Genomic DNA, 15301 nt, shown 5'->3' on the forward strand with positions numbered 1-15301 from the left:
AGATGGTGATGCCGGGCGACAACGTGTCGATGGACGTGCACCTGATCGTTCCGATCGCCATGGAGGAGAAGCTGCGCTTCGCCATCCGTGAAGGCGGCCGCACCGTCGGCGCCGGCGTCGTCGCTGCCATCATCGAGTGATCAACAAGAACGAAACGCGCTGCGCACCGGCGTGCGCGTTTCCTCTTCCTGGAGCCAATTGAGCCATGAACGGCCAGAACATTCGAATTCGCCTGAAGGCGTTCGATCACCGCATCCTCGATGCGTCGACGCGCGAGATCGTCGCCACGGCCAAGCGCACGGGCGCGCAGGTGCGCGGCCCGATCCCGCTGCCCACGCGGATCGAGAAGTTCACCGTCAACCGTTCGCCTCACATCGACAAGAAGTCGCGTGAGCAGTTCGAGATGCGCACCCACAAGCGCCTGCTCGATATCGTCGATCCGACGCCCCAGACGGTGGACGCGCTGATGAAGCTCGACCTCGCCGCCGGCGTTGACGTCGAAATCAAGCTCTGACGTGGTGCGAGGAGACACGACCATGCGGTCAGGCGTCATCGCACAGAAGGTCGGCATGACCCGCATCTTCACCGATGCTGGCGAGCACGTGCCGGTCACTGTGCTGAAGGTTGAGAGCTGCCAGGTGGTTGCCCACCGCACGCTCGACAAGAATGGCTACGTTGCGGTCCAGCTTGGTGCTGGCCGTCGCAAGCCCAAGAACGTGACCCGCGCCGAGCGCGGCCACTTCGCCGTGGCTCAGGTCGAGCCCAAGCGGAAGATGGCCGAGTTCCGCGTGCCGGAAGACGGGCTCATCCCCGTCGGTGCCGAGATCACCGCTGACCACTTCGTCGTGGGCCAGTATGTGGACGTCACCGGCACCACCATCGGCAAGGGTTTCGCCGGCGGCATGAAGCGCCACAACTTCGGTGGTCTTCGCGCGACGCACGGCGTTTCCATCTCGCATCGTTCGATCGGTTCGACCGGCGGCCGTCAGGACCCCGGCAAGACCTTCAAGAACAAGAAGATGCCCGGCCACATGGGTGACGTCACCGTCACCACCCAGAACCTGAAGGTCGTGATGACCGACGTCGAGCGCGGCCTCATCGCCGTCGAAGGCGCCGTTCCCGGCCACGCGGGTGGCTGGATCACCGTTCGCGACGCCGTGAAGAAGAGGTTGCCCGCCGAGGCCCCCAAGCCCGGCGCGTTCAAGCTCGGCAACGGTTCGGACGCGGCCCCCGCCGCCGAAGCCGCCAATGAGGAGGGCGCGTGATGGAACTCACCGTCAAGACGCTCGACGGCTCCGAAGCCGGCTCCGTGACCCTGTCGGACGCGATCTTCGGCCTCGAGCCGCGCGCCGACATCCTGCACCGTTGCGTCACCTGGCAGCTCTCGCGCCGCCAGGCCGGCACGCACCGCACCAAGGGCCGTTCGGAAATCAACCGCACGTCCAAGAAGCTGTACAAGCAGAAGGGCACCGGCAACGCCCGTCACGGCGCCGCGTCCGCTCCGCAGTTCCGCGGCGGCGGTCGTGCCTTCGGCCCGGTGGTGCGCTCGCACGCCATCGACCTGCCGAAGAAGGTCCGTGCCCTCGCGCTGAAGCATGCGCTCTCGTCGAAGGCGAAGGCCGAGCAGATCATCGTGCTCGACACCGCCAACCTCGCCGATCCCAAGACCAAGGCGCTCAAGGAGCGGCTTGAGAAGCTCGGCATCTCGTCCGTGCTGTTCGTGGACGGCGCCCAGGTGGAGCAGAACATCGCGCTCGCGGCGCGCAACCTGCCCTACGTGGACGTGCTGCCCATCCAGGGCATCAACGTCTATGACATCCTGCGCCGCGACACCCTGGTCCTGACCAAGGCCGCCGTGGATGCGCTGGAGGCGCGCTTCAAATGAGCTCGCGCAATATCGAACCGCGTCATTACGACGTGATCGTCTCGCCCGTCATCACCGAGAAGGCGACGACCGCGAGCGAGCAGAACAAGGTTGTCTTCAACGTCGCGAAGACTGCCACCAAGCCTTCCATCAAGGAGGCCGTGGAGAAGCTTTTCGACGTGAAGGTGAAGAGCGTGAATACGCTGGTCCGCAAGGGCAAGACGAAGATCTTCAAGGGCCGCAAGGGCGTCCAGAGCGACGTCAAGAAGGCGGTCGTGACCCTCGAAGAGGGCCAGAAGATCGACATCACCACGGGCCTCTGAGAGCCGAGGGGAACGGAATAAGACCATGGCGCTGAAGCATTTCAAGCCGGTCACGCCGAGCCTTCGCCAGCTCGTGATCGTGGACCGCTCCGGCCTCTACAAGGGCAAGCCGGTCAAGACCCTGACCGAGGGCAAGAGCTCCTCGGGCGGACGCAACAACAATGGCCGCATCACCGTCCGCTTCCGCGGCGGCGGCCACAAGCAGACCTATCGTCTGGTCGACTTCAAGCGCCTCAAGCGCGGGATGCCGGCGACGGTGGAGCGGCTGGAATACGATCCGAACCGCACCTCGTTCATCGCCCTCCTCAAGTACGAGGACGGTGAGCTGGCCTACATCCTGGCGCCGCAGCGTCTGGCGGTGGGCGATCAGGTGATCGCCGGCGACAGCGTGGACGTGAAGCCCGGCAATGCCGGCCCGCTGTCCTCGCTCCCGGTGGGCACGATCGTGCACAACGTCGAGCTGAAGATCGGCAAGGGTGGCCAGATCGCCCGCTCCGCCGGCACCTACGCGCAGATCGTGGGTCGCGACGAGGGCTACGTGATCGTGCGCCTGAACTCCGGCGAGCAGCGCCTCGTGCACGGTGCGTGCTACGCCACCGTGGGCGCGGTCTCCAACCCGGACCACATGAACATCTCGCTGGGCAAGGCGGGTCGCAGCCGCTGGCTCGGGCGGATGCCGCATAACCGCGGTGTCGTCATGAACCCGGTCGATCACCCGCACGGCGGCGGCGAAGGCCGTACCTCGGGCGGCCGTCATCCGGTCACGCCCTGGGGTATCCCGACCAAGGGCAAGAAGACCCGCAGCAACAAGGCGACGGACAAGTTCATCGTGTCCAGCCGCCACAAGCGCAAGAAGTGAGGGCCTGAGCTATGTCTCGCTCTGTCTGGAAGGGCCCGTTCGTCGACGGCTACATGCTGAAGAAGGCGGAAGCTGCCGCGGGCTCGGGCCGCCGCGATGTGATCAAGATCTGGAGCCGGCGCTCCACCATTCTGCCCCAGTTCGTGGGCTTAACCTTCGGCGTCTACAACGGTCACAAGCACGTGCCCGTGAATGTCACCGAGGACATGATCGGCCAGAAGTTCGGCGAGTTCGCTCCGACGCGGACTTACTACGGGCACGCGGCCGACAAGAAGTCGAAGCGGCGGTGATCGGTCATGGGTAAGCAGGCAAAGCCCCGCGCGCTCGCGGACAACGAAGCCAAGGCGGTGGCGCGCAACCTGCGCGTCTCGCCCCAGAAGCTCAACCTGGTCGCGGGCCTGATCCGCGGCAAGAAGGTGGCGACGGCGCTCGCCGATCTCGAGTTCTCTCACAAGCGGATCGCCCGCGACGTGAAGAAGTGCCTCGAGAGCGCGATCGCCAACGCCGAGAACAACCACGAGCTGGATGTCGACGATCTCATCGTCGCCGAAGCCCACGTGGGCAAGGGACTGGTCATGAAGCGGTTCTCGCCGCGGGCGCGCGGTCGCGCCTCGCGCATCGAGAAGCCCTTTGCCCACATCACCATCGTGGTGCGGGAAGTCGAGGAGCGGGCCTGATGGGTCAAAAGGTCAATCCGGTCGGGCTCCGGCTCGGCATCAACCGCACGTGGGACAGCCGCTGGTTCGCCAACAAGGGCGAATACGGCAAGCTGCTCCATGAGGACATCAAGATCCGCGAGATGCTGATGAAGCAGCTCAAGCAGGCGGCGGTGTCCAAGGTGGTGATCGAGCGCCCGCACAAGAAGTGCCGCGTGACCATCTACTCGGGTCGTCCGGGCGTGGTCATCGGCAAGAAGGGCGCGGACATCGACAAGCTGCGCAAGAAGGTCTCCGAGATGACCAACTCGGAAGTCTTCATCAACATCGTCGAGATCCGGAAGCCGGAAATCGACGCGCGCCTTGTCGCCGAGTCCATCGCCCAGCAGCTGGAGCGCCGCGTGGCCTTCCGTCGCGCCATGAAGCGCGCCGTGCAGTCCGCCATGCGCCTCGGCGCGGAGGGCATCCGCATCAATTGCTCGGGCCGTCTCGGCGGCGCTGAGATCGCGCGCCTCGAATGGTACCGCGAAGGCCGCGTTCCGCTGCACACCCTGCGTGCGGACGTGGACTACGGCACCGCCACCGCCTTCACCACCTACGGCACCTGCGGTGTCAAGGTGTGGGTGTTCAAGGGCGAGATCCTCGAGCACGACCCCATGGCGCAAGACAAGCGCCAGGCCGAACAGGAAGCTGGTCCGTCGTCGCGTCCCCAGCGTCGCGAGCGCGGTGACCGCGATCGTGGCGACCGCGGCGACCGCGGCTCCCGGGCTTGACGGCCGGCTAGAGAGAAGGCGATCAAGCCATGCTGCAACCCAAGCGCACCAAGTTCCGCAAGCAGTTCAAGGGACGCATTCACGGCGTTGCCAAGGGCGGCACGGAATTGAACTTCGGCGAGTTCGGCCTTAAGGCCGTCGAGCCGGAGCGCGTGACTGCCCGCCAGATCGAGGCGGCCCGCCGCGCGCTCACCCGCCACATGAAGCGCGCCGGACGCGTCTGGATCCGGGTGTTCCCCGACGTCCCGGTGTCGGCCAAGCCCACGGAAGTCCGTATGGGCAAGGGCAAGGGCGCGCCCGAGTATTGGGCGGCCCGCGTCAAGCCGGGCCGTATCATGTTCGAGATCGATGGGGTAAGCGTCGAGCTCGCTCGCGAGGCGCTGACCCTCGCGGCGGCCAAGCTGCCCATCAAGACGCGCTTCATCCAGCGCATCGCCGAGTGAGGAGAGGCTCATGAAAGCCGAGGACGTTCGGGCCCTCAGCCCCGATCAGCTCGCTGATGAGCTGCTGAAGCTGAAGAAGGAGCAGTTCAACCTGCGCTTCCAGAAGGCGACAGGCCAGCTCGAGAATACCGCGCGGTCCAAGCAGATCCGCCGCGACATCGCGCGGATCAAGACCGTGCAGACCGACAAGCGCACCGGTTCGCCGGTGCAGAAGGCGAAGTGAGGAAGCGATGCCGAAGCGCGTGCTCCAGGGCGTCGTGGTGAGCGACAAGACTGACAAGACCGTGGTGGTCCGGGTGGAGCGGCGCTTCACCCACCCGCTGCTCAAGAAGACCGTGCGCCGGTCCAAGAAGTATCATGCCCACGATGAGGCCAATAACTGGCACGTGGGCGATACGGTGTGGATCGAGGAGCACCGTCCGATCTCGAAGCTGAAGAACTGGATCGTGATCCAGGGCGAAAAGCGCGCCGAGGTCTGATAAGAGAGTTTCCCGTCCGGATGGATCGTCCGGCCGGGAGGGCTCCGGTGCCGGGTCCGTCGATCGTCCCAAGGGGGATCGAGTGGAGACCGCACCGCGGCAACACCGTGTTCCGATGAGCGGGCACGGCGAACAAGGGTTGAGGCAATGCCGGTGCGCCGGCGGCGCTGGATGACGAGAACAGGTGCGTCATGATCCAGATGCAGACCAATCTCGACGTGGCGGACAATTCCGGCGCCCGTCGCGTCATGTGCATCAAGGTACTTGGCGGCTCGAAGCGGAAGTATGCCCACGTCGGCGACATCATCGTGGTGTCCGTCAAGGAGGCGATCCCGCGCGGCCGCGTGAAGAAGGGCGACGTGATGAAGGCCGTGGTGGTTCGCACCGCCAAGGACATCCGTCGCGTGGACGGCTCGGTCATCCGCTTCGACAAGAACGCGGCCGTGCTGATCAACAACAACAAGGAGCCGGTGGGCACCCGCATCTTCGGACCGGTTCCGCGCGAGCTGCGCTCCAAGAACCACATGAAGATCATCTCGCTGGCGCCGGAGGTGCTGTGATGGCCGCGAAGATCAAGAAGGGCGACAAGGTCGTCGTCCTCGCCGGCCGCGACAAGGGCCGCACCGGCGAGGTCATTCAGGTGATGCCGAAGGACGAGAAGGCTCTCGTGCGCGGCGTGAATATCGTGAAGCGTCACCAGCGCCAGTCGGCGAACCAGGAAGGCGGGATCATCTCCAAGGAGGCTCCCATCCACCTGTCGAACGTCGCCATTGCCGACCCCAAGGACGGCAAGCCGACCCGCGTCGGCTTCGAGGTGCTGGATGACGGACGCAAGGTCCGCGTGGCCAAGCGTTCCGGGGAGAGGATCGATGGCTGAGGCGACCTACAACGCGCGGCTGCGCACCTTCTATGAAGAGGTGGTGCGGCCGAAGATGATCGAGCAGTTCGGCTACAAGAACCCCATGGAAGTGCCGGTCATCGACAAGATCGTCATCAACATGGGCGTGGGCGAAGCCACCGCCGACACCAAGAAGGTGACGACCGCCGCCGCGGACCTCGCCCAGATCGCCGGCCAGAAGCCGGTCATCACCCGGGCCCGCAAGGCGATCTCGAACTTCAAGCTGCGCGAGAACCAGCCGGTCGGCGCGAAGGTCACCCTTCGCAAGACCCGCATGTACGAGTTCATGGACCGCCTCGTGACCGTGGCTCTGCCCCGCGTCCGCGACTTCCGCGGCCTGAACCCGAAGAGCTTCGACGGCCGCGGCAACTATGCCATGGGCGTGAAGGAGCACATCGTGTTCCCCGAGATCAACTACGACCGCGTCGAGCAGATCTGGGGCATGGACATCATCGTGTGCACCACGGCGAAGACCGATGAGGAAGCGCGCGCGCTTCTGAAGGCCTTCAACTTCCCCTTCCGCCAGTGAGCGGGTATGAGAGGCGCTTCGCTCGAAGCGCCTCTTCGGTTCCGGCTCATGGCCGGGGCCGGACGACGAGACGAGTGAGGATGTGATTTTCCGGCCGTGAGGGGCTCAGGTCGAGCTGCTCAGACGCGGAGAACAGGAGCTTAAGATGGCGAAGAAAAGCGCGATCGAGACGAACGAGCGCCGCCGCAAGCTGGCCACCGGCCAGGCGGCGAAGCGCGCGCGTCTGAAGGCGATCGTGAATGACAAGACCCTGCCGATCGAGGAGCGCTTCCAGGCGACCCTCAAGCTGGCGGAAATGCCGCGCAACGGCGCGAAGATCCGGATCCGCAACCGCTGCGAGGTGACTGGCCGTCCGCGTGCCTTCTACCGCAAGCTCAAGATGAGCCGTATCGCGCTGCGCGAGCTGGGTAACCAGGGCATGGTTCCTGGCCTCGTGAAGTCGAGCTGGTGAGGAGGGAACGATGGCTGTAACTGATCCCATCGGCGATCTGATCACCCGCATCCGCAACGCCCAGATGCGCCGCAAGGACAAGACCTCGACCCCCGGCTCGCGTCTGCGCGCCTCGGTCCTCGATGTCCTGCGCGACGAGGGCTACATCCGCGGCTACACCTCGACCGACCACGGCAACGGCCGGACCGAGTTCGAGATCGAGCTGAAGTATTTCGACGGAACGCCGGTGATCCGCGAGATCTCCCGCGTGTCGAAGCCCGGCCGTCGCGTCTATGCGGCGGTCAAGAACCTTCCCCGCGTCGCCAACGGTCTCGGCATCGCCGTCGTCTCCACGCCCCAAGGCGTGATGGCCGACCACGAAGCCCGCGACAAGAACGTCGGCGGCGAAGTGCTCTTCACCGTGTTCTGACGACGGAGGACAAGATGTCGAAGATCGGCAAGCTGCCCGTCGCCATTCCGGCCGGCGTCACCGCCAGCCTGGACGGACAGACGGTGAAGGTAAAGGGCCCCAAGGGCGCCCTGGAAGTGATCCTGGTGGAAGAGATCGCCGCCAAGATCGAGGGCTCGGAAATCAAGCTCTCGATGAACGGCGAGACCTCCCGTCACAAGGCCATGTGGGGCATGTCCCGCACGCTGGTCTCCAACCTGGTCGAAGGCGTGACCAAGGGCTTCGAGAAGAAGCTCGAGATCACCGGCGTCGGCTACAAGGCGGCGGTGCAGGGCAAGAACCTGAACCTCTCGCTCGGCTACAGCCACGACGTGATCTACGCGATCCCCGAGGGCATCCAGATCGTCACCCCCAAGCCCACCGAAGTGGTGGTCACGGGCATCGACCGCCAGAAGGTCGGCCAGGTGGCGGCGGAGATCCGCGAGTTCCGTGGCCCCGAGCCCTACAAGGGCAAGGGCGTCAAGTATGCCGGCGAATTCATCTTCCGCAAGGAAGGCAAGAAGAAGTGACGGAGGCGAACCATGGCTAAGGATTTGGAGGCGCAGGCGCGCCGCAAGGCCAAGGTGCGCCGTGCGATCCGCGTTGCTGCGAACGGGCGTCCGCGCCTGTCGGTGCACCGGACCTCGCAGCACATCTATGCGCAGGTCATTGACGACGCGAAGGGCGAGACTCTCGCCGCCGCGTCGAGCCTTGAGAAGGACCTGCGCGGGTCGCTGAAGACCGGTGCGGACACCGAGGCCGCCAAGACGATCGGCAAGCTTGTTGCCGAGCGGGCGATGGCCAAGGGCGTGACTGCGGTCGTCTTCGATCGTGGCGCATACATCTATCATGGGCGCGTCAAGGCGCTCGCTGAGGGCGCCCGCGAAGGCGGCCTTCAGTTCTGACGCAAGGACGAGCGAACATGGCCCGTGAACGGGAACAGCGCCACGAGCGCGAGGACCGCGACAATACGTTCGTGGACAAGCTGGTCCACATCAACCGCGTCGCCAAGGTGGTGAAGGGCGGCCGTCGTTTCGGCTTCGCTGCCCTGGTGGTGGTGGGTGACCAGAAGGGCCGCGTCGGCTTCGGCCACGGCAAGGCCCGTGAGGTGCCGGAGGCGATCCGCAAGGCCACCGAGAGCGCCAAGCGCGCTCTCATCCGCGTGCCGCTGCGCGAAGGCCGGACCCTGCATCACGACGTGCATGGTCACCACGGCGCCGGCAAGGTGGTGCTTCGCGCCGCCCCGGCGGGTACCGGCATCATCGCCGGCGGCCCGATGCGCGCGGTGTTCGAAACCCTCGGCATGCACGATGTGGTGGCGAAGTCCTTCGGGTCTTCCAACCCCTACAACATGGTGCGCGCCACCTTCGACGCCCTGAAGAACCAGGACTCGCCGCGCTCCGTCGCTGCGCGTCGCGGCATCAAGGTCTCCCAGCTCCAGTCCCGCCGCCGCGTCGAAGACGCGGAAGCGACCGACTGAGCGGCGCAGGCCGAAGGATAGGATTGCGCCATGAGCGACAAGACCATCACCGTGGAGCAGATCGGCTCGCCGATCCGCCGCCCGTTCGACCAGGAGGCCACTCTCGTCGGTCTCGGGCTGAACAAGCGGCACCGCCGCTCCACTCTCAAGGATACCCCGGCCGTCCGCGGCATGATCGCCAAGGTCGCCCACCTCGTCCGTGTGGTCGAGTGAGGAGCGGGACATGAAGCTCGACGAAATCAGGGACAATCCCGGCGCCCGCAAGAAGCGGATGCGCGTGGGCCGGGGCATCGGCTCCGGCAAGGGTAAGACCGCAGGTCGCGGCGTGAAGGGCCAGAAGGCCCGGACCGGCGTCGCCATCAAGGGCTTCGAGGGCGGCCAGATGCCGCTGCATCGTCGCCTGCCGAAGCGCGGCTTCCACAACATCTTCCGCCTGGACTACAACGAGGTCTCCCTCGCCAAGATCCAGGCTGCGGTCGATGCCGGCCGTCTCGACGCGGGCCAGCCCGTGACCGAGGCCGCCCTCGTCGCCGCCGGCGTGCTGCGCCGGGTGAAGGATGGTGTGCGCGTGCTCGGCACCGGTGAGCTCTCCGCCAAGGTGACGCTGGAGGTGGCCTACGCCACCAAGTCCGCCGTCGCTGCCGTGGAGAAGGCCGGTGGCTCGGTGAGCATGCTCGCGGCGGCCGTCGAGGCCGAGTGAGCCGAGGCTGATCCGGAACAGGGGACGGCGCGGGGCTTCATGCCGCCGCGCCGAACCCATGTTCGGACCAACCTCTTGCGGATGCCCGGCCCAAGGCCGGGTCTTCGCGTCTCGGGCGTCCGTTCTGGCGCTCGGGTTCAGGTGACGCTCCGGTGCCGCCGAAGGTGTGACGGGCGCGATGGCCCTCTTGGCCTCAAGCGCCCGAGTCGGGATCGCTCCCGCGCGCCCGGGCGGCGCGCCACCGGGCGGAACCGGCTTTCCTGCCGGCCTGCGGCCTTCCGTCGCGCCGGCCCCAGTTTGCCCCAACGCTCCGTTCCGGACCTTCCGTCCAGGACGCGCCCGGGCAGCGGCCCATGGCACTCCCGCCAAGGGTCCAGCGCCTCGGCAAGGGAGCCTGGTACCGGACCGTCGGCGGGGAGCCCTTGTCCCTCCGCCCGGTCCCTCTGCCTTGGCACCCGAGCGTTGCGCCCTCATATAAGGGCCGCCCACCAGGGTGGCGTCCATCGGAGCAAGGCATGGTCTCGGCGGCGGAACAACTCGCGGCGAACCTCAATTTCGGTGCCCTCGGCAAGGCCGAGGAGCTGAAGAAGCGCATCTGGTTCACCCTCGGCGCGCTTCTCGTCTATCGGCTCGGCACCTACATCCCCATGCCCGGCATCAATCCGGACGCGCTGGCGGACGTCTTCAAGAACGCCCAGCAGGGAATCATCGGCCTCTTCAACATGTTCTCGGGCGGCGCTGTGCAGCGCATGGCCATCTTCGCCCTGAACATCATGCCGTACATCTCCGCCTCCATCATCATCCAGCTCCTCACCAGCGTCTCGCCGACGCTGGAGGCGCTGAAGAAGGAAGGCGAGGCGGGCCGCAAGCAGCTCAACCAGTACACCCGCTACCTCACCGTGGTGCTGGCCCTGTTCCAGGCCTACGGCATCGCCGTCGGCCTCGAGGGCTCGGGCAGCGTGGTGGCGGAGCCGGGCTGGTTCTTCCGCATCTCCACGGTCCTGACGCTTACCGGCGGCACCATGTTCCTGATGTGGCTGGGTGAGCAGATCACCTCGCGCGGCATCGGCAACGGCACCTCGCTCATCATCTTCGCCGGCATCGTCGCCGAGCTGCCCGGCGCTTTCGTGCGCACGCTGGAACTCGGCCGCGAGGGCGCCATCTCCACGGTGGTGATTCTCGGCATGCTGGTGATGGCCGTGGTGGTCATCGCCTTCATCGTGTTCATGGAGCGCGCCCAGCGCCGGCTGCTGATCCAGTATCCCAAGCGCCAGGTGGGCAACCGCATCTATGAGGGCCAGTCCTCGCATCTGCCGCTGAAGCTGAACACGTCGGGCGTCATCCCGCCGATCTTCGCCTCCTCGCTGCTGCTCATTCCCACCACCATCGCCAGCTTCATGCAGGGCTCGGGGCCGGAGTGGCTGCAGACCGTCACGACCTACATCGGCCACGGGCGCCCGCTCTACATGGTGCTGTATGTGGCGCTGATCGTGTTCTTCTGCTTCTTCTACACCGCGATCGTGTTCAATCCGGTGGAGACGGCGGACAATCTGAAGAAGCACGGCGGCTTCATTCCCGGCATCCGTCCGGGCGAGCGCACGGCCGAATACATCGACTACGTGCTCACCCGCATCACCGTCGTGGGCGCCGCCTACATTGCGGCGGTTTGCCTCTTCCCCGAACTGCTGATTTCCTACGCCTCTCTTCCGTTCTATTTCGGAGGAACGTCGCTTCTGATCGTGGTCAGCGTGACCATGGACACCGTGTCCCAGATCCAGGGACATCTGTTGGCCCACCAGTACGAAGGACTGGTCAAGAAGGCCAAGCTGCGCGGGGGGAGGAGGAAGTAATATGAGGCTGGTGCTGTTGGGCCCGCCCGGGGCAGGCAAGGGAACTCAGGCACAGCGGCTGGTGGCCCGTCACGGCATCGTCCAGCTTTCCACCGGAGACATGCTGCGCGCGGCGGTTGCCGCGGGTACGCCGGTGGGGCTGAAGGCGAAGGCGGTGATGGATGCCGGCGGGCTGGTCTCCGACGAGATCGTCATCGGCATCATCGCCGAGCGCATCGGCGAGGCGGACGCGAAGAATGGTTTCATCCTCGACGGCTTCCCGCGCACGGTGGCGCAGGCCGAGGCGCTGGACCATCTGCTCACCGAGAAGGGCCTCAAGCTCGACGCGGTGATCGAGCTGGTGGTGGACCAGGAAAAGCTGGTCAACCGCATCCTCAACCGCGCCGCCGAGGCCGCCGCCAAGGGCGAGCCGGTGCGCAAGGATGATGATCCGGTGGTCTTCAAGACCCGCCTTGAGGCCTACAATCGCGACACCGCTGTCGTGGCGCCCTACTACAAGGCGCGCGGCCAGCTGAAGCAGATCGACGGCATGGCGCCCATCGATCAGGTCACCGCCGCCATCGACGGGGTGCTCGCCGAGGCGGTGTGAGGGCAGGGGGCTCCGGCCGCCCGTGTCACAGATTGAGGACCCTTCCGTCGGACGGCGGGAGGGTCTTTCTGTTTCGGCCGGGGCTGATGGTGTCGCGTTGCGCTCATTGTGGCGAATCGATCGCGTCGGCGTGAAGCGGGCCGCCTTGACCCATCGCGGAATCTCCGCTATGGGCACTCCCTCGCTTCGGAACAGGTGCCGTTCGGTCCACCCGGAAGGGTCGGACAGGGCGGTAGCTTTGTCGTATCCGGGGCAGCTTTCGTCAATATCCCGCATGGGCCGGCCTCCACCGGACGCGGGGACAACAACCGGCCGGCGGCCTTCGGGCTCCGGCGCACATGGAGAGCGCAGTGGCTCGTATTGCAGGCGTCAACATCCCGACCAACAAGCGCGTCGTCATCGCGCTCCAGTACATCCACGGCATCGGCCCCAAGAAGGCTGAAGAGATCGTCGAGAAGGTGGGCATTCCCGCCGAGCGTCGCGTGAACCAGCTGACCGACCAGGAAGTGCTGCAGATCCGCGAGACCATCGACCGCGACTACATCGTGGAAGGCGACCTGCGCCGCGAAGTGGCGATGAACATCAAGCGCCTCATGGACCTCGGCTGCTACCGCGGCCTGCGTCATCGCCGCGGCCTGCCCGTGCGCGGCCAGCGCACCCACACCAACGCCCGCACCCGCAAGGGTCCGGCGAAGCCGATCGCCGGCAAGAAGAAGTGATCGGCCGCAAGGCTTGAGAATTGGGGAGGCCGGCCAAGCCGGCCTTTCCCCGTTGACCGGCCCGTCAAGGGCCATCCCGAGCGCCTGGAGTTACGGGCGCGCCTGAAGGATCTGAGAGACAGATGGCTAAAGAAGCAACACGCGTGAAGCGCCGCGAGCGCAAGAACATCGCCTCCGGCGTGGCGCATGTGAACGCCTCGTTCAACAACACCATGATCACCATCACCGACGCCCAGGGCAACACCATCTCCTGGTCCTCGGCCGGCGCCATGGGCTTCAAGGGCTCGCGCAAGTCCACCCCGTACGCCGCGCAGGTCGCGGCCGAGGATGCGGCCCGCAAGGCGGCCGAGCACGGCATGCGCACCCTGGAAGTGGAAGTCTGCGGCCCGGGTTCCGGCCGTGAGTCCGCTCTTCGCGCGCTGCAGGCGGCAGGCTTCCTCGTCACCTCCATCCGCGACGTGACGCCGATCCCGCACAACGGCTGCCGTCCGCGCAAGCGCCGTCGCGTCTGATCCGCTCTTCGTTCCTCCGCGGACCCGGTCCGCGGGGATCAAGCCCGGTTTCTCCTCCCCCGAGCGGGACGGGCCAGGCTTCTGGTGGACGGCCTCCGGTTGAGGCTCACCACCCTGGCAGCTGCCGTGGCCCGGCGAGAAAGCAAGGTGAAGCAAGTGATTCAGAAGAACTGGCAAGAGCTGATCAAGCCCGAGAAGCTGCAGGTCAATCCGGGCCACGATCCCAAGCGCCTGGCGACCGTCGTCGCCGAGCCGCTGGAGCGTGGCTTCGGCATGACCCTCGGCAACGCCCTGCGCCGCATCCTCCTGTCGTCGCTGCAGGGCGCGGCAGTGACGTCGATCCACATCGACGGCGTGCTGCACGAGTTCTCGTCGATCCCCGGCGTGCGTGAGGATGTGACGGACATCATCCTCAACGTGAAGGATGTGGCCATCAAGATGCAGGGCGATGGCCCGAAGCGCATGGTGGCCAAGAAGACCGGCCCCGGCGTGCTGGTGGCCGGCGACATCCAGACCGTCGGCGACGTGCAGATCCTGAACCCGCATCTGCCCATCTGCACCCTCGACGAGGGCGCGGAGCTGCGCATCGAGTTCACGGTCGACACCGGCAAGGGCTACGTGGCCGCCGACCGCAACCGTCCCGAGGACGCTCCGATCGGCCTGATCCCGATCGACAGCCTCTACTCGCCGGTGCGCAAGGTCTCCTACAAGGTCGAGAACACCCGTGAGGGCCAGATTCTCGACTATGACAAGCTGACGCTTCAGATCGAGACCAACGGCTCGATCACGGCCGAGGACGCGCTGGCCTATGCCGCGCGCATCCTGCAGGACCAGCTGGAGATCTTCGTCAACTTCGAGGAGCCCAAGCGCGAGAGCGAGGCGACCGCGATCCAGACGCTGCCGTTCTCTCCGGCGCTGCTGAAGAAGGTGGACGAGCTCGAGCTCTCCGTCCGTTCGGCCAACTGCCTGAAGAACGACAACATCGTCTACATCGGCGACCTGATCCAGAAGAGCGAGACGGAGATGCTCCGCACGCCGAACTTCGGCCGGAAGTCGCTCAACGAGATCAAGGAGGTGCTCGCCTCCCTCGGCCTGCATCTCGGCATGGAAGTGCCCGGCTGGCCGCCCGAGAACATCGAAGAGCTGGCCAAGCGCTTCGAGGAGCACTACTGATCCGCAATCCGGGGCGGCATGCTGCCCCGAACCCTTTCGAGCGGCCCGAGCCGCGCAACCCATCGACCGGCTCGTCCGTCGCCATCTTCAGGAGTTCGCCGTCATGCGTCACGGCAAGGTACATCGCAAGTTCAACCGCACCTGGGAGCACCGCAAGGCGATGTTCTCCAATCTCGCGGGCGCCCTCATCACCCACGAGCAGATCGTGACCACCCTGCCCAAGGCGAAGGATCTTCGCCCGGTGGTGGAGAAGCTCGTGACCCTCGCCCGTCGCGGCGACCTGCACGCCCGCCGCCAGGCGATCGCCGAGCTGAAGGACCAGGCCGTGGTCAAGAAGCTGTTCGACGTGCTGGCGCCCCGCTATGCGGCCCGCCCGGGTGGCTACACCCGCATCGTCAAGGCCGGCTTCCGCTATGGCGACAACACCGCCGTCGCGGTGATCGAGTTCGTGGATCGTGACGTTGACGCCAAGGGCGCCGCCGACCACGCCCGCACCGCCGCTGCCGCGGAAGCTGCGTGAGCTTCAGCTGATTTGAGGCTATGAAAAAGGGCGGTCCTCGGACCGCCCTTTTTTCG

The 15301-nt window shown here is 66.0% G+C and carries 27 protein-coding genes and 1 pseudogene; all 28 read left to right on the plus strand.

What is annotated here, in order from left to right:
- Positions 1 to 140 (plus strand): annotated as a pseudogene (gene tuf / locus ACE3QW_RS09305) (elongation factor Tu); the annotation flags it as partial.
- A 65-nt stretch (positions 141 to 205) separates the two neighbouring features.
- The gene (gene rpsJ, locus ACE3QW_RS09310) at positions 206 to 514 is read left to right on the plus strand and encodes a 30S ribosomal protein S10 (RefSeq protein WP_012113701.1); all 309 of its coding nucleotides are present in this window, start codon (positions 206 to 208) and stop codon (positions 512 to 514) included.
- Positions 515 to 536: 22 nt separating this feature from the next.
- The gene (gene rplC / locus ACE3QW_RS09315; protein WP_024278440.1) at positions 537 to 1265 is read left to right on the plus strand and encodes a 50S ribosomal protein L3; all 729 of its coding nucleotides are present in this window, start codon (positions 537 to 539) and stop codon (positions 1263 to 1265) included.
- Entirely contained in the window at positions 1265 to 1885 is a 621-nt protein-coding gene (gene rplD, locus ACE3QW_RS09320) for a 50S ribosomal protein L4 (protein WP_024278441.1), read from the plus strand. The genes rplC and rplD overlap by 1 nt, the downstream gene beginning before the upstream one ends.
- The gene (locus ACE3QW_RS09325) at positions 1882 to 2187 is read left to right on the plus strand and encodes a 50S ribosomal protein L23 (protein ID WP_024278442.1); all 306 of its coding nucleotides are present in this window, start codon (positions 1882 to 1884) and stop codon (positions 2185 to 2187) included. The genes rplD and ACE3QW_RS09325 overlap by 4 nt, the downstream gene beginning before the upstream one ends.
- Before the next feature lie 25 nt (positions 2188 to 2212).
- The gene (gene rplB / locus ACE3QW_RS09330) at positions 2213 to 3046 is read left to right on the plus strand and encodes a 50S ribosomal protein L2 (protein ID WP_029558960.1); all 834 of its coding nucleotides are present in this window, start codon (positions 2213 to 2215) and stop codon (positions 3044 to 3046) included.
- Positions 3047 to 3057: 11 nt separating this feature from the next.
- A complete protein-coding gene (gene rpsS / locus ACE3QW_RS09335) occupies positions 3058 to 3336 on the plus strand; it encodes a 30S ribosomal protein S19 (RefSeq protein ID WP_024278444.1) in 279 nt (92 codons plus the stop codon).
- A 6-nt stretch (positions 3337 to 3342) separates the two neighbouring features.
- On the plus strand, positions 3343 to 3723 hold the full coding sequence (gene rplV / locus ACE3QW_RS09340; RefSeq protein ID WP_038193664.1) for a 50S ribosomal protein L22: 381 nt from the start codon (positions 3343 to 3345) through the stop codon (positions 3721 to 3723).
- Positions 3723 to 4475 carry a 30S ribosomal protein S3 gene (rpsC, locus tag ACE3QW_RS09345; RefSeq protein WP_024278446.1) on the plus strand — a complete coding sequence of 251 codons (753 nt, stop codon included), beginning with the start codon at positions 3723 to 3725 and terminating at the stop codon, positions 4473 to 4475. Before rplV ends, rpsC begins: the two co-directional genes overlap by 1 nt.
- 29 nt (positions 4476 to 4504) lie before the next feature.
- Positions 4505 to 4918, plus strand: coding sequence for a 50S ribosomal protein L16 (rplP, locus tag ACE3QW_RS09350; protein WP_024278447.1), 414 nt, complete (start codon positions 4505 to 4507; stop codon positions 4916 to 4918).
- 10 nt (positions 4919 to 4928) lie between these two features.
- Positions 4929 to 5141 (plus strand): 50S ribosomal protein L29, encoded by a 213-nt coding sequence (rpmC, locus tag ACE3QW_RS09355; protein WP_024278448.1) that lies wholly within the window; start codon positions 4929 to 4931, stop codon positions 5139 to 5141.
- Positions 5142 to 5148: 7 nt separating this feature from the next.
- Positions 5149 to 5397 carry a 30S ribosomal protein S17 gene (gene rpsQ, locus ACE3QW_RS09360; protein WP_024278449.1) on the plus strand — a complete coding sequence of 83 codons (249 nt, stop codon included), beginning with the start codon at positions 5149 to 5151 and terminating at the stop codon, positions 5395 to 5397.
- 191 nt (positions 5398 to 5588) lie between these two features.
- Positions 5589 to 5957, plus strand: a complete 369-nt coding sequence (rplN, locus tag ACE3QW_RS09365) for a 50S ribosomal protein L14 (protein WP_024278450.1) — start codon at positions 5589 to 5591, stop codon at positions 5955 to 5957.
- Positions 5957 to 6274, plus strand: a complete 318-nt coding sequence (gene rplX, locus ACE3QW_RS09370) for a 50S ribosomal protein L24 (RefSeq protein ID WP_029558958.1) — start codon at positions 5957 to 5959, stop codon at positions 6272 to 6274. The genes rplN and rplX overlap by 1 nt, the downstream gene beginning before the upstream one ends.
- A complete protein-coding gene (gene rplE, locus ACE3QW_RS09375; protein ID WP_029558957.1) occupies positions 6267 to 6824 on the plus strand; it encodes a 50S ribosomal protein L5 in 558 nt (185 codons plus the stop codon). Before rplX ends, rplE begins: the two co-directional genes overlap by 8 nt.
- A 145-nt stretch (positions 6825 to 6969) precedes the next feature.
- Positions 6970 to 7275, plus strand: coding sequence for a 30S ribosomal protein S14 (rpsN, locus tag ACE3QW_RS09380; RefSeq protein ID WP_024278453.1), 306 nt, complete (start codon positions 6970 to 6972; stop codon positions 7273 to 7275).
- A gap of 10 nt (positions 7276 to 7285) precedes the next feature.
- Positions 7286 to 7684 carry a 30S ribosomal protein S8 gene (gene rpsH / locus ACE3QW_RS09385; protein WP_024278454.1) on the plus strand — a complete coding sequence of 133 codons (399 nt, stop codon included), beginning with the start codon at positions 7286 to 7288 and terminating at the stop codon, positions 7682 to 7684.
- Between the two features lie 14 nt (positions 7685 to 7698).
- The gene (gene rplF, locus ACE3QW_RS09390; RefSeq protein WP_024278455.1) at positions 7699 to 8232 is read left to right on the plus strand and encodes a 50S ribosomal protein L6; all 534 of its coding nucleotides are present in this window, start codon (positions 7699 to 7701) and stop codon (positions 8230 to 8232) included.
- 12 nt (positions 8233 to 8244) lie between these two features.
- Positions 8245 to 8607: a 50S ribosomal protein L18 gene (gene rplR / locus ACE3QW_RS09395; protein WP_024278456.1), complete on the plus strand. Its 363-nt coding sequence runs from the start codon at positions 8245 to 8247 to the stop codon at positions 8605 to 8607.
- Between the two features lie 17 nt (positions 8608 to 8624).
- Positions 8625 to 9182: a 30S ribosomal protein S5 gene (gene rpsE / locus ACE3QW_RS09400; RefSeq protein ID WP_024278457.1), complete on the plus strand. Its 558-nt coding sequence runs from the start codon at positions 8625 to 8627 to the stop codon at positions 9180 to 9182.
- Positions 9183 to 9212: 30 nt separating this feature from the next.
- Positions 9213 to 9395 carry a 50S ribosomal protein L30 gene (gene rpmD, locus ACE3QW_RS09405; RefSeq protein WP_024278458.1) on the plus strand — a complete coding sequence of 61 codons (183 nt, stop codon included), beginning with the start codon at positions 9213 to 9215 and terminating at the stop codon, positions 9393 to 9395.
- A gap of 10 nt (positions 9396 to 9405) precedes the next feature.
- Complete coding sequence (gene rplO, locus ACE3QW_RS09410; RefSeq protein ID WP_250165570.1) at positions 9406 to 9882, plus strand: 50S ribosomal protein L15; 477 nt, start codon at positions 9406 to 9408, stop codon at positions 9880 to 9882.
- 515 nt (positions 9883 to 10397) lie between these two features.
- Positions 10398 to 11732, plus strand: a complete 1335-nt coding sequence (gene secY / locus ACE3QW_RS09415) for a preprotein translocase subunit SecY (RefSeq protein WP_029558955.1) — start codon at positions 10398 to 10400, stop codon at positions 11730 to 11732.
- Position 11733: 1 nt separating this feature from the next.
- The gene (locus ACE3QW_RS09420; protein WP_024278461.1) at positions 11734 to 12321 is read left to right on the plus strand and encodes an adenylate kinase; all 588 of its coding nucleotides are present in this window, start codon (positions 11734 to 11736) and stop codon (positions 12319 to 12321) included.
- 350 nt (positions 12322 to 12671) lie between these two features.
- Entirely contained in the window at positions 12672 to 13040 is a 369-nt protein-coding gene (rpsM, locus tag ACE3QW_RS09425) for a 30S ribosomal protein S13 (RefSeq protein WP_024278462.1), read from the plus strand.
- Positions 13041 to 13162: 122 nt separating this feature from the next.
- Positions 13163 to 13552: a 30S ribosomal protein S11 gene (rpsK, locus tag ACE3QW_RS09430; RefSeq protein WP_024278463.1), complete on the plus strand. Its 390-nt coding sequence runs from the start codon at positions 13163 to 13165 to the stop codon at positions 13550 to 13552.
- Positions 13553 to 13708: 156 nt separating this feature from the next.
- Positions 13709 to 14725, plus strand: coding sequence for a DNA-directed RNA polymerase subunit alpha (locus ACE3QW_RS09435; protein ID WP_024278464.1), 1017 nt, complete (start codon positions 13709 to 13711; stop codon positions 14723 to 14725).
- A gap of 103 nt (positions 14726 to 14828) precedes the next feature.
- Positions 14829 to 15245: a 50S ribosomal protein L17 gene (gene rplQ, locus ACE3QW_RS09440; RefSeq protein WP_024278465.1), complete on the plus strand. Its 417-nt coding sequence runs from the start codon at positions 14829 to 14831 to the stop codon at positions 15243 to 15245.
- Positions 15246 to 15301: the final 56 nt, after the last annotated feature.

The organism is Xanthobacter sp., from assembly GCF_041911315.1.
GTDB classification, from domain to species: Bacteria; Pseudomonadota; Alphaproteobacteria; order Rhizobiales; family Xanthobacteraceae; genus Xanthobacter; species Xanthobacter aminoxidans.

Bases quoted from the DNA above. Each gene is read 5' to 3' on its own strand.
- rpsJ (WP_012113701.1), top strand. From the start codon at position 206: ATGAACGGCCAGAACATTCGAATTCGCCTGAAGGCGTTCGATCACCGC.
- rplC (WP_024278440.1), top strand. From the start codon at position 537: ATGCGGTCAGGCGTCATCGCACAGAAGGTCGGCATGACCCGCATCTTC.
- rplD (WP_024278441.1), top strand. From the start codon at position 1,265: ATGGAACTCACCGTCAAGACGCTCGACGGCTCCGAAGCCGGCTCCGTG.
- ACE3QW_RS09325 (WP_024278442.1), top strand. From the start codon at position 1,882: ATGAGCTCGCGCAATATCGAACCGCGTCATTACGACGTGATCGTCTCG.
- rplB (WP_029558960.1), top strand. From the start codon at position 2,213: ATGGCGCTGAAGCATTTCAAGCCGGTCACGCCGAGCCTTCGCCAGCTC.
- rpsS (WP_024278444.1), top strand. From the start codon at position 3,058: ATGTCTCGCTCTGTCTGGAAGGGCCCGTTCGTCGACGGCTACATGCTG.
- rplV (WP_038193664.1), top strand. From the start codon at position 3,343: ATGGGTAAGCAGGCAAAGCCCCGCGCGCTCGCGGACAACGAAGCCAAG.
- rpsC (WP_024278446.1), top strand. From the start codon at position 3,723: ATGGGTCAAAAGGTCAATCCGGTCGGGCTCCGGCTCGGCATCAACCGC.
- rplP (WP_024278447.1), top strand. From the start codon at position 4,505: ATGCTGCAACCCAAGCGCACCAAGTTCCGCAAGCAGTTCAAGGGACGC.
- rpmC (WP_024278448.1), top strand. From the start codon at position 4,929: ATGAAAGCCGAGGACGTTCGGGCCCTCAGCCCCGATCAGCTCGCTGAT.
- rpsQ (WP_024278449.1), top strand. From the start codon at position 5,149: ATGCCGAAGCGCGTGCTCCAGGGCGTCGTGGTGAGCGACAAGACTGAC.
- rplN (WP_024278450.1), top strand. From the start codon at position 5,589: ATGATCCAGATGCAGACCAATCTCGACGTGGCGGACAATTCCGGCGCC.
- rplX (WP_029558958.1), top strand. From the start codon at position 5,957: ATGGCCGCGAAGATCAAGAAGGGCGACAAGGTCGTCGTCCTCGCCGGC.
- rplE (WP_029558957.1), top strand. From the start codon at position 6,267: ATGGCTGAGGCGACCTACAACGCGCGGCTGCGCACCTTCTATGAAGAG.
- rpsN (WP_024278453.1), top strand. From the start codon at position 6,970: ATGGCGAAGAAAAGCGCGATCGAGACGAACGAGCGCCGCCGCAAGCTG.
- rpsH (WP_024278454.1), top strand. From the start codon at position 7,286: ATGGCTGTAACTGATCCCATCGGCGATCTGATCACCCGCATCCGCAAC.
- rplF (WP_024278455.1), top strand. From the start codon at position 7,699: ATGTCGAAGATCGGCAAGCTGCCCGTCGCCATTCCGGCCGGCGTCACC.
- rplR (WP_024278456.1), top strand. From the start codon at position 8,245: ATGGCTAAGGATTTGGAGGCGCAGGCGCGCCGCAAGGCCAAGGTGCGC.
- rpsE (WP_024278457.1), top strand. From the start codon at position 8,625: ATGGCCCGTGAACGGGAACAGCGCCACGAGCGCGAGGACCGCGACAAT.
- rpmD (WP_024278458.1), top strand. From the start codon at position 9,213: ATGAGCGACAAGACCATCACCGTGGAGCAGATCGGCTCGCCGATCCGC.
- rplO (WP_250165570.1), top strand. From the start codon at position 9,406: ATGAAGCTCGACGAAATCAGGGACAATCCCGGCGCCCGCAAGAAGCGG.
- secY (WP_029558955.1), top strand. From the start codon at position 10,398: ATGGTCTCGGCGGCGGAACAACTCGCGGCGAACCTCAATTTCGGTGCC.
- ACE3QW_RS09420 (WP_024278461.1), top strand. From the start codon at position 11,734: ATGAGGCTGGTGCTGTTGGGCCCGCCCGGGGCAGGCAAGGGAACTCAG.
- rpsK (WP_024278463.1), top strand. From the start codon at position 13,163: ATGGCTAAAGAAGCAACACGCGTGAAGCGCCGCGAGCGCAAGAACATC.
- rplQ (WP_024278465.1), top strand. From the start codon at position 14,829: ATGCGTCACGGCAAGGTACATCGCAAGTTCAACCGCACCTGGGAGCAC.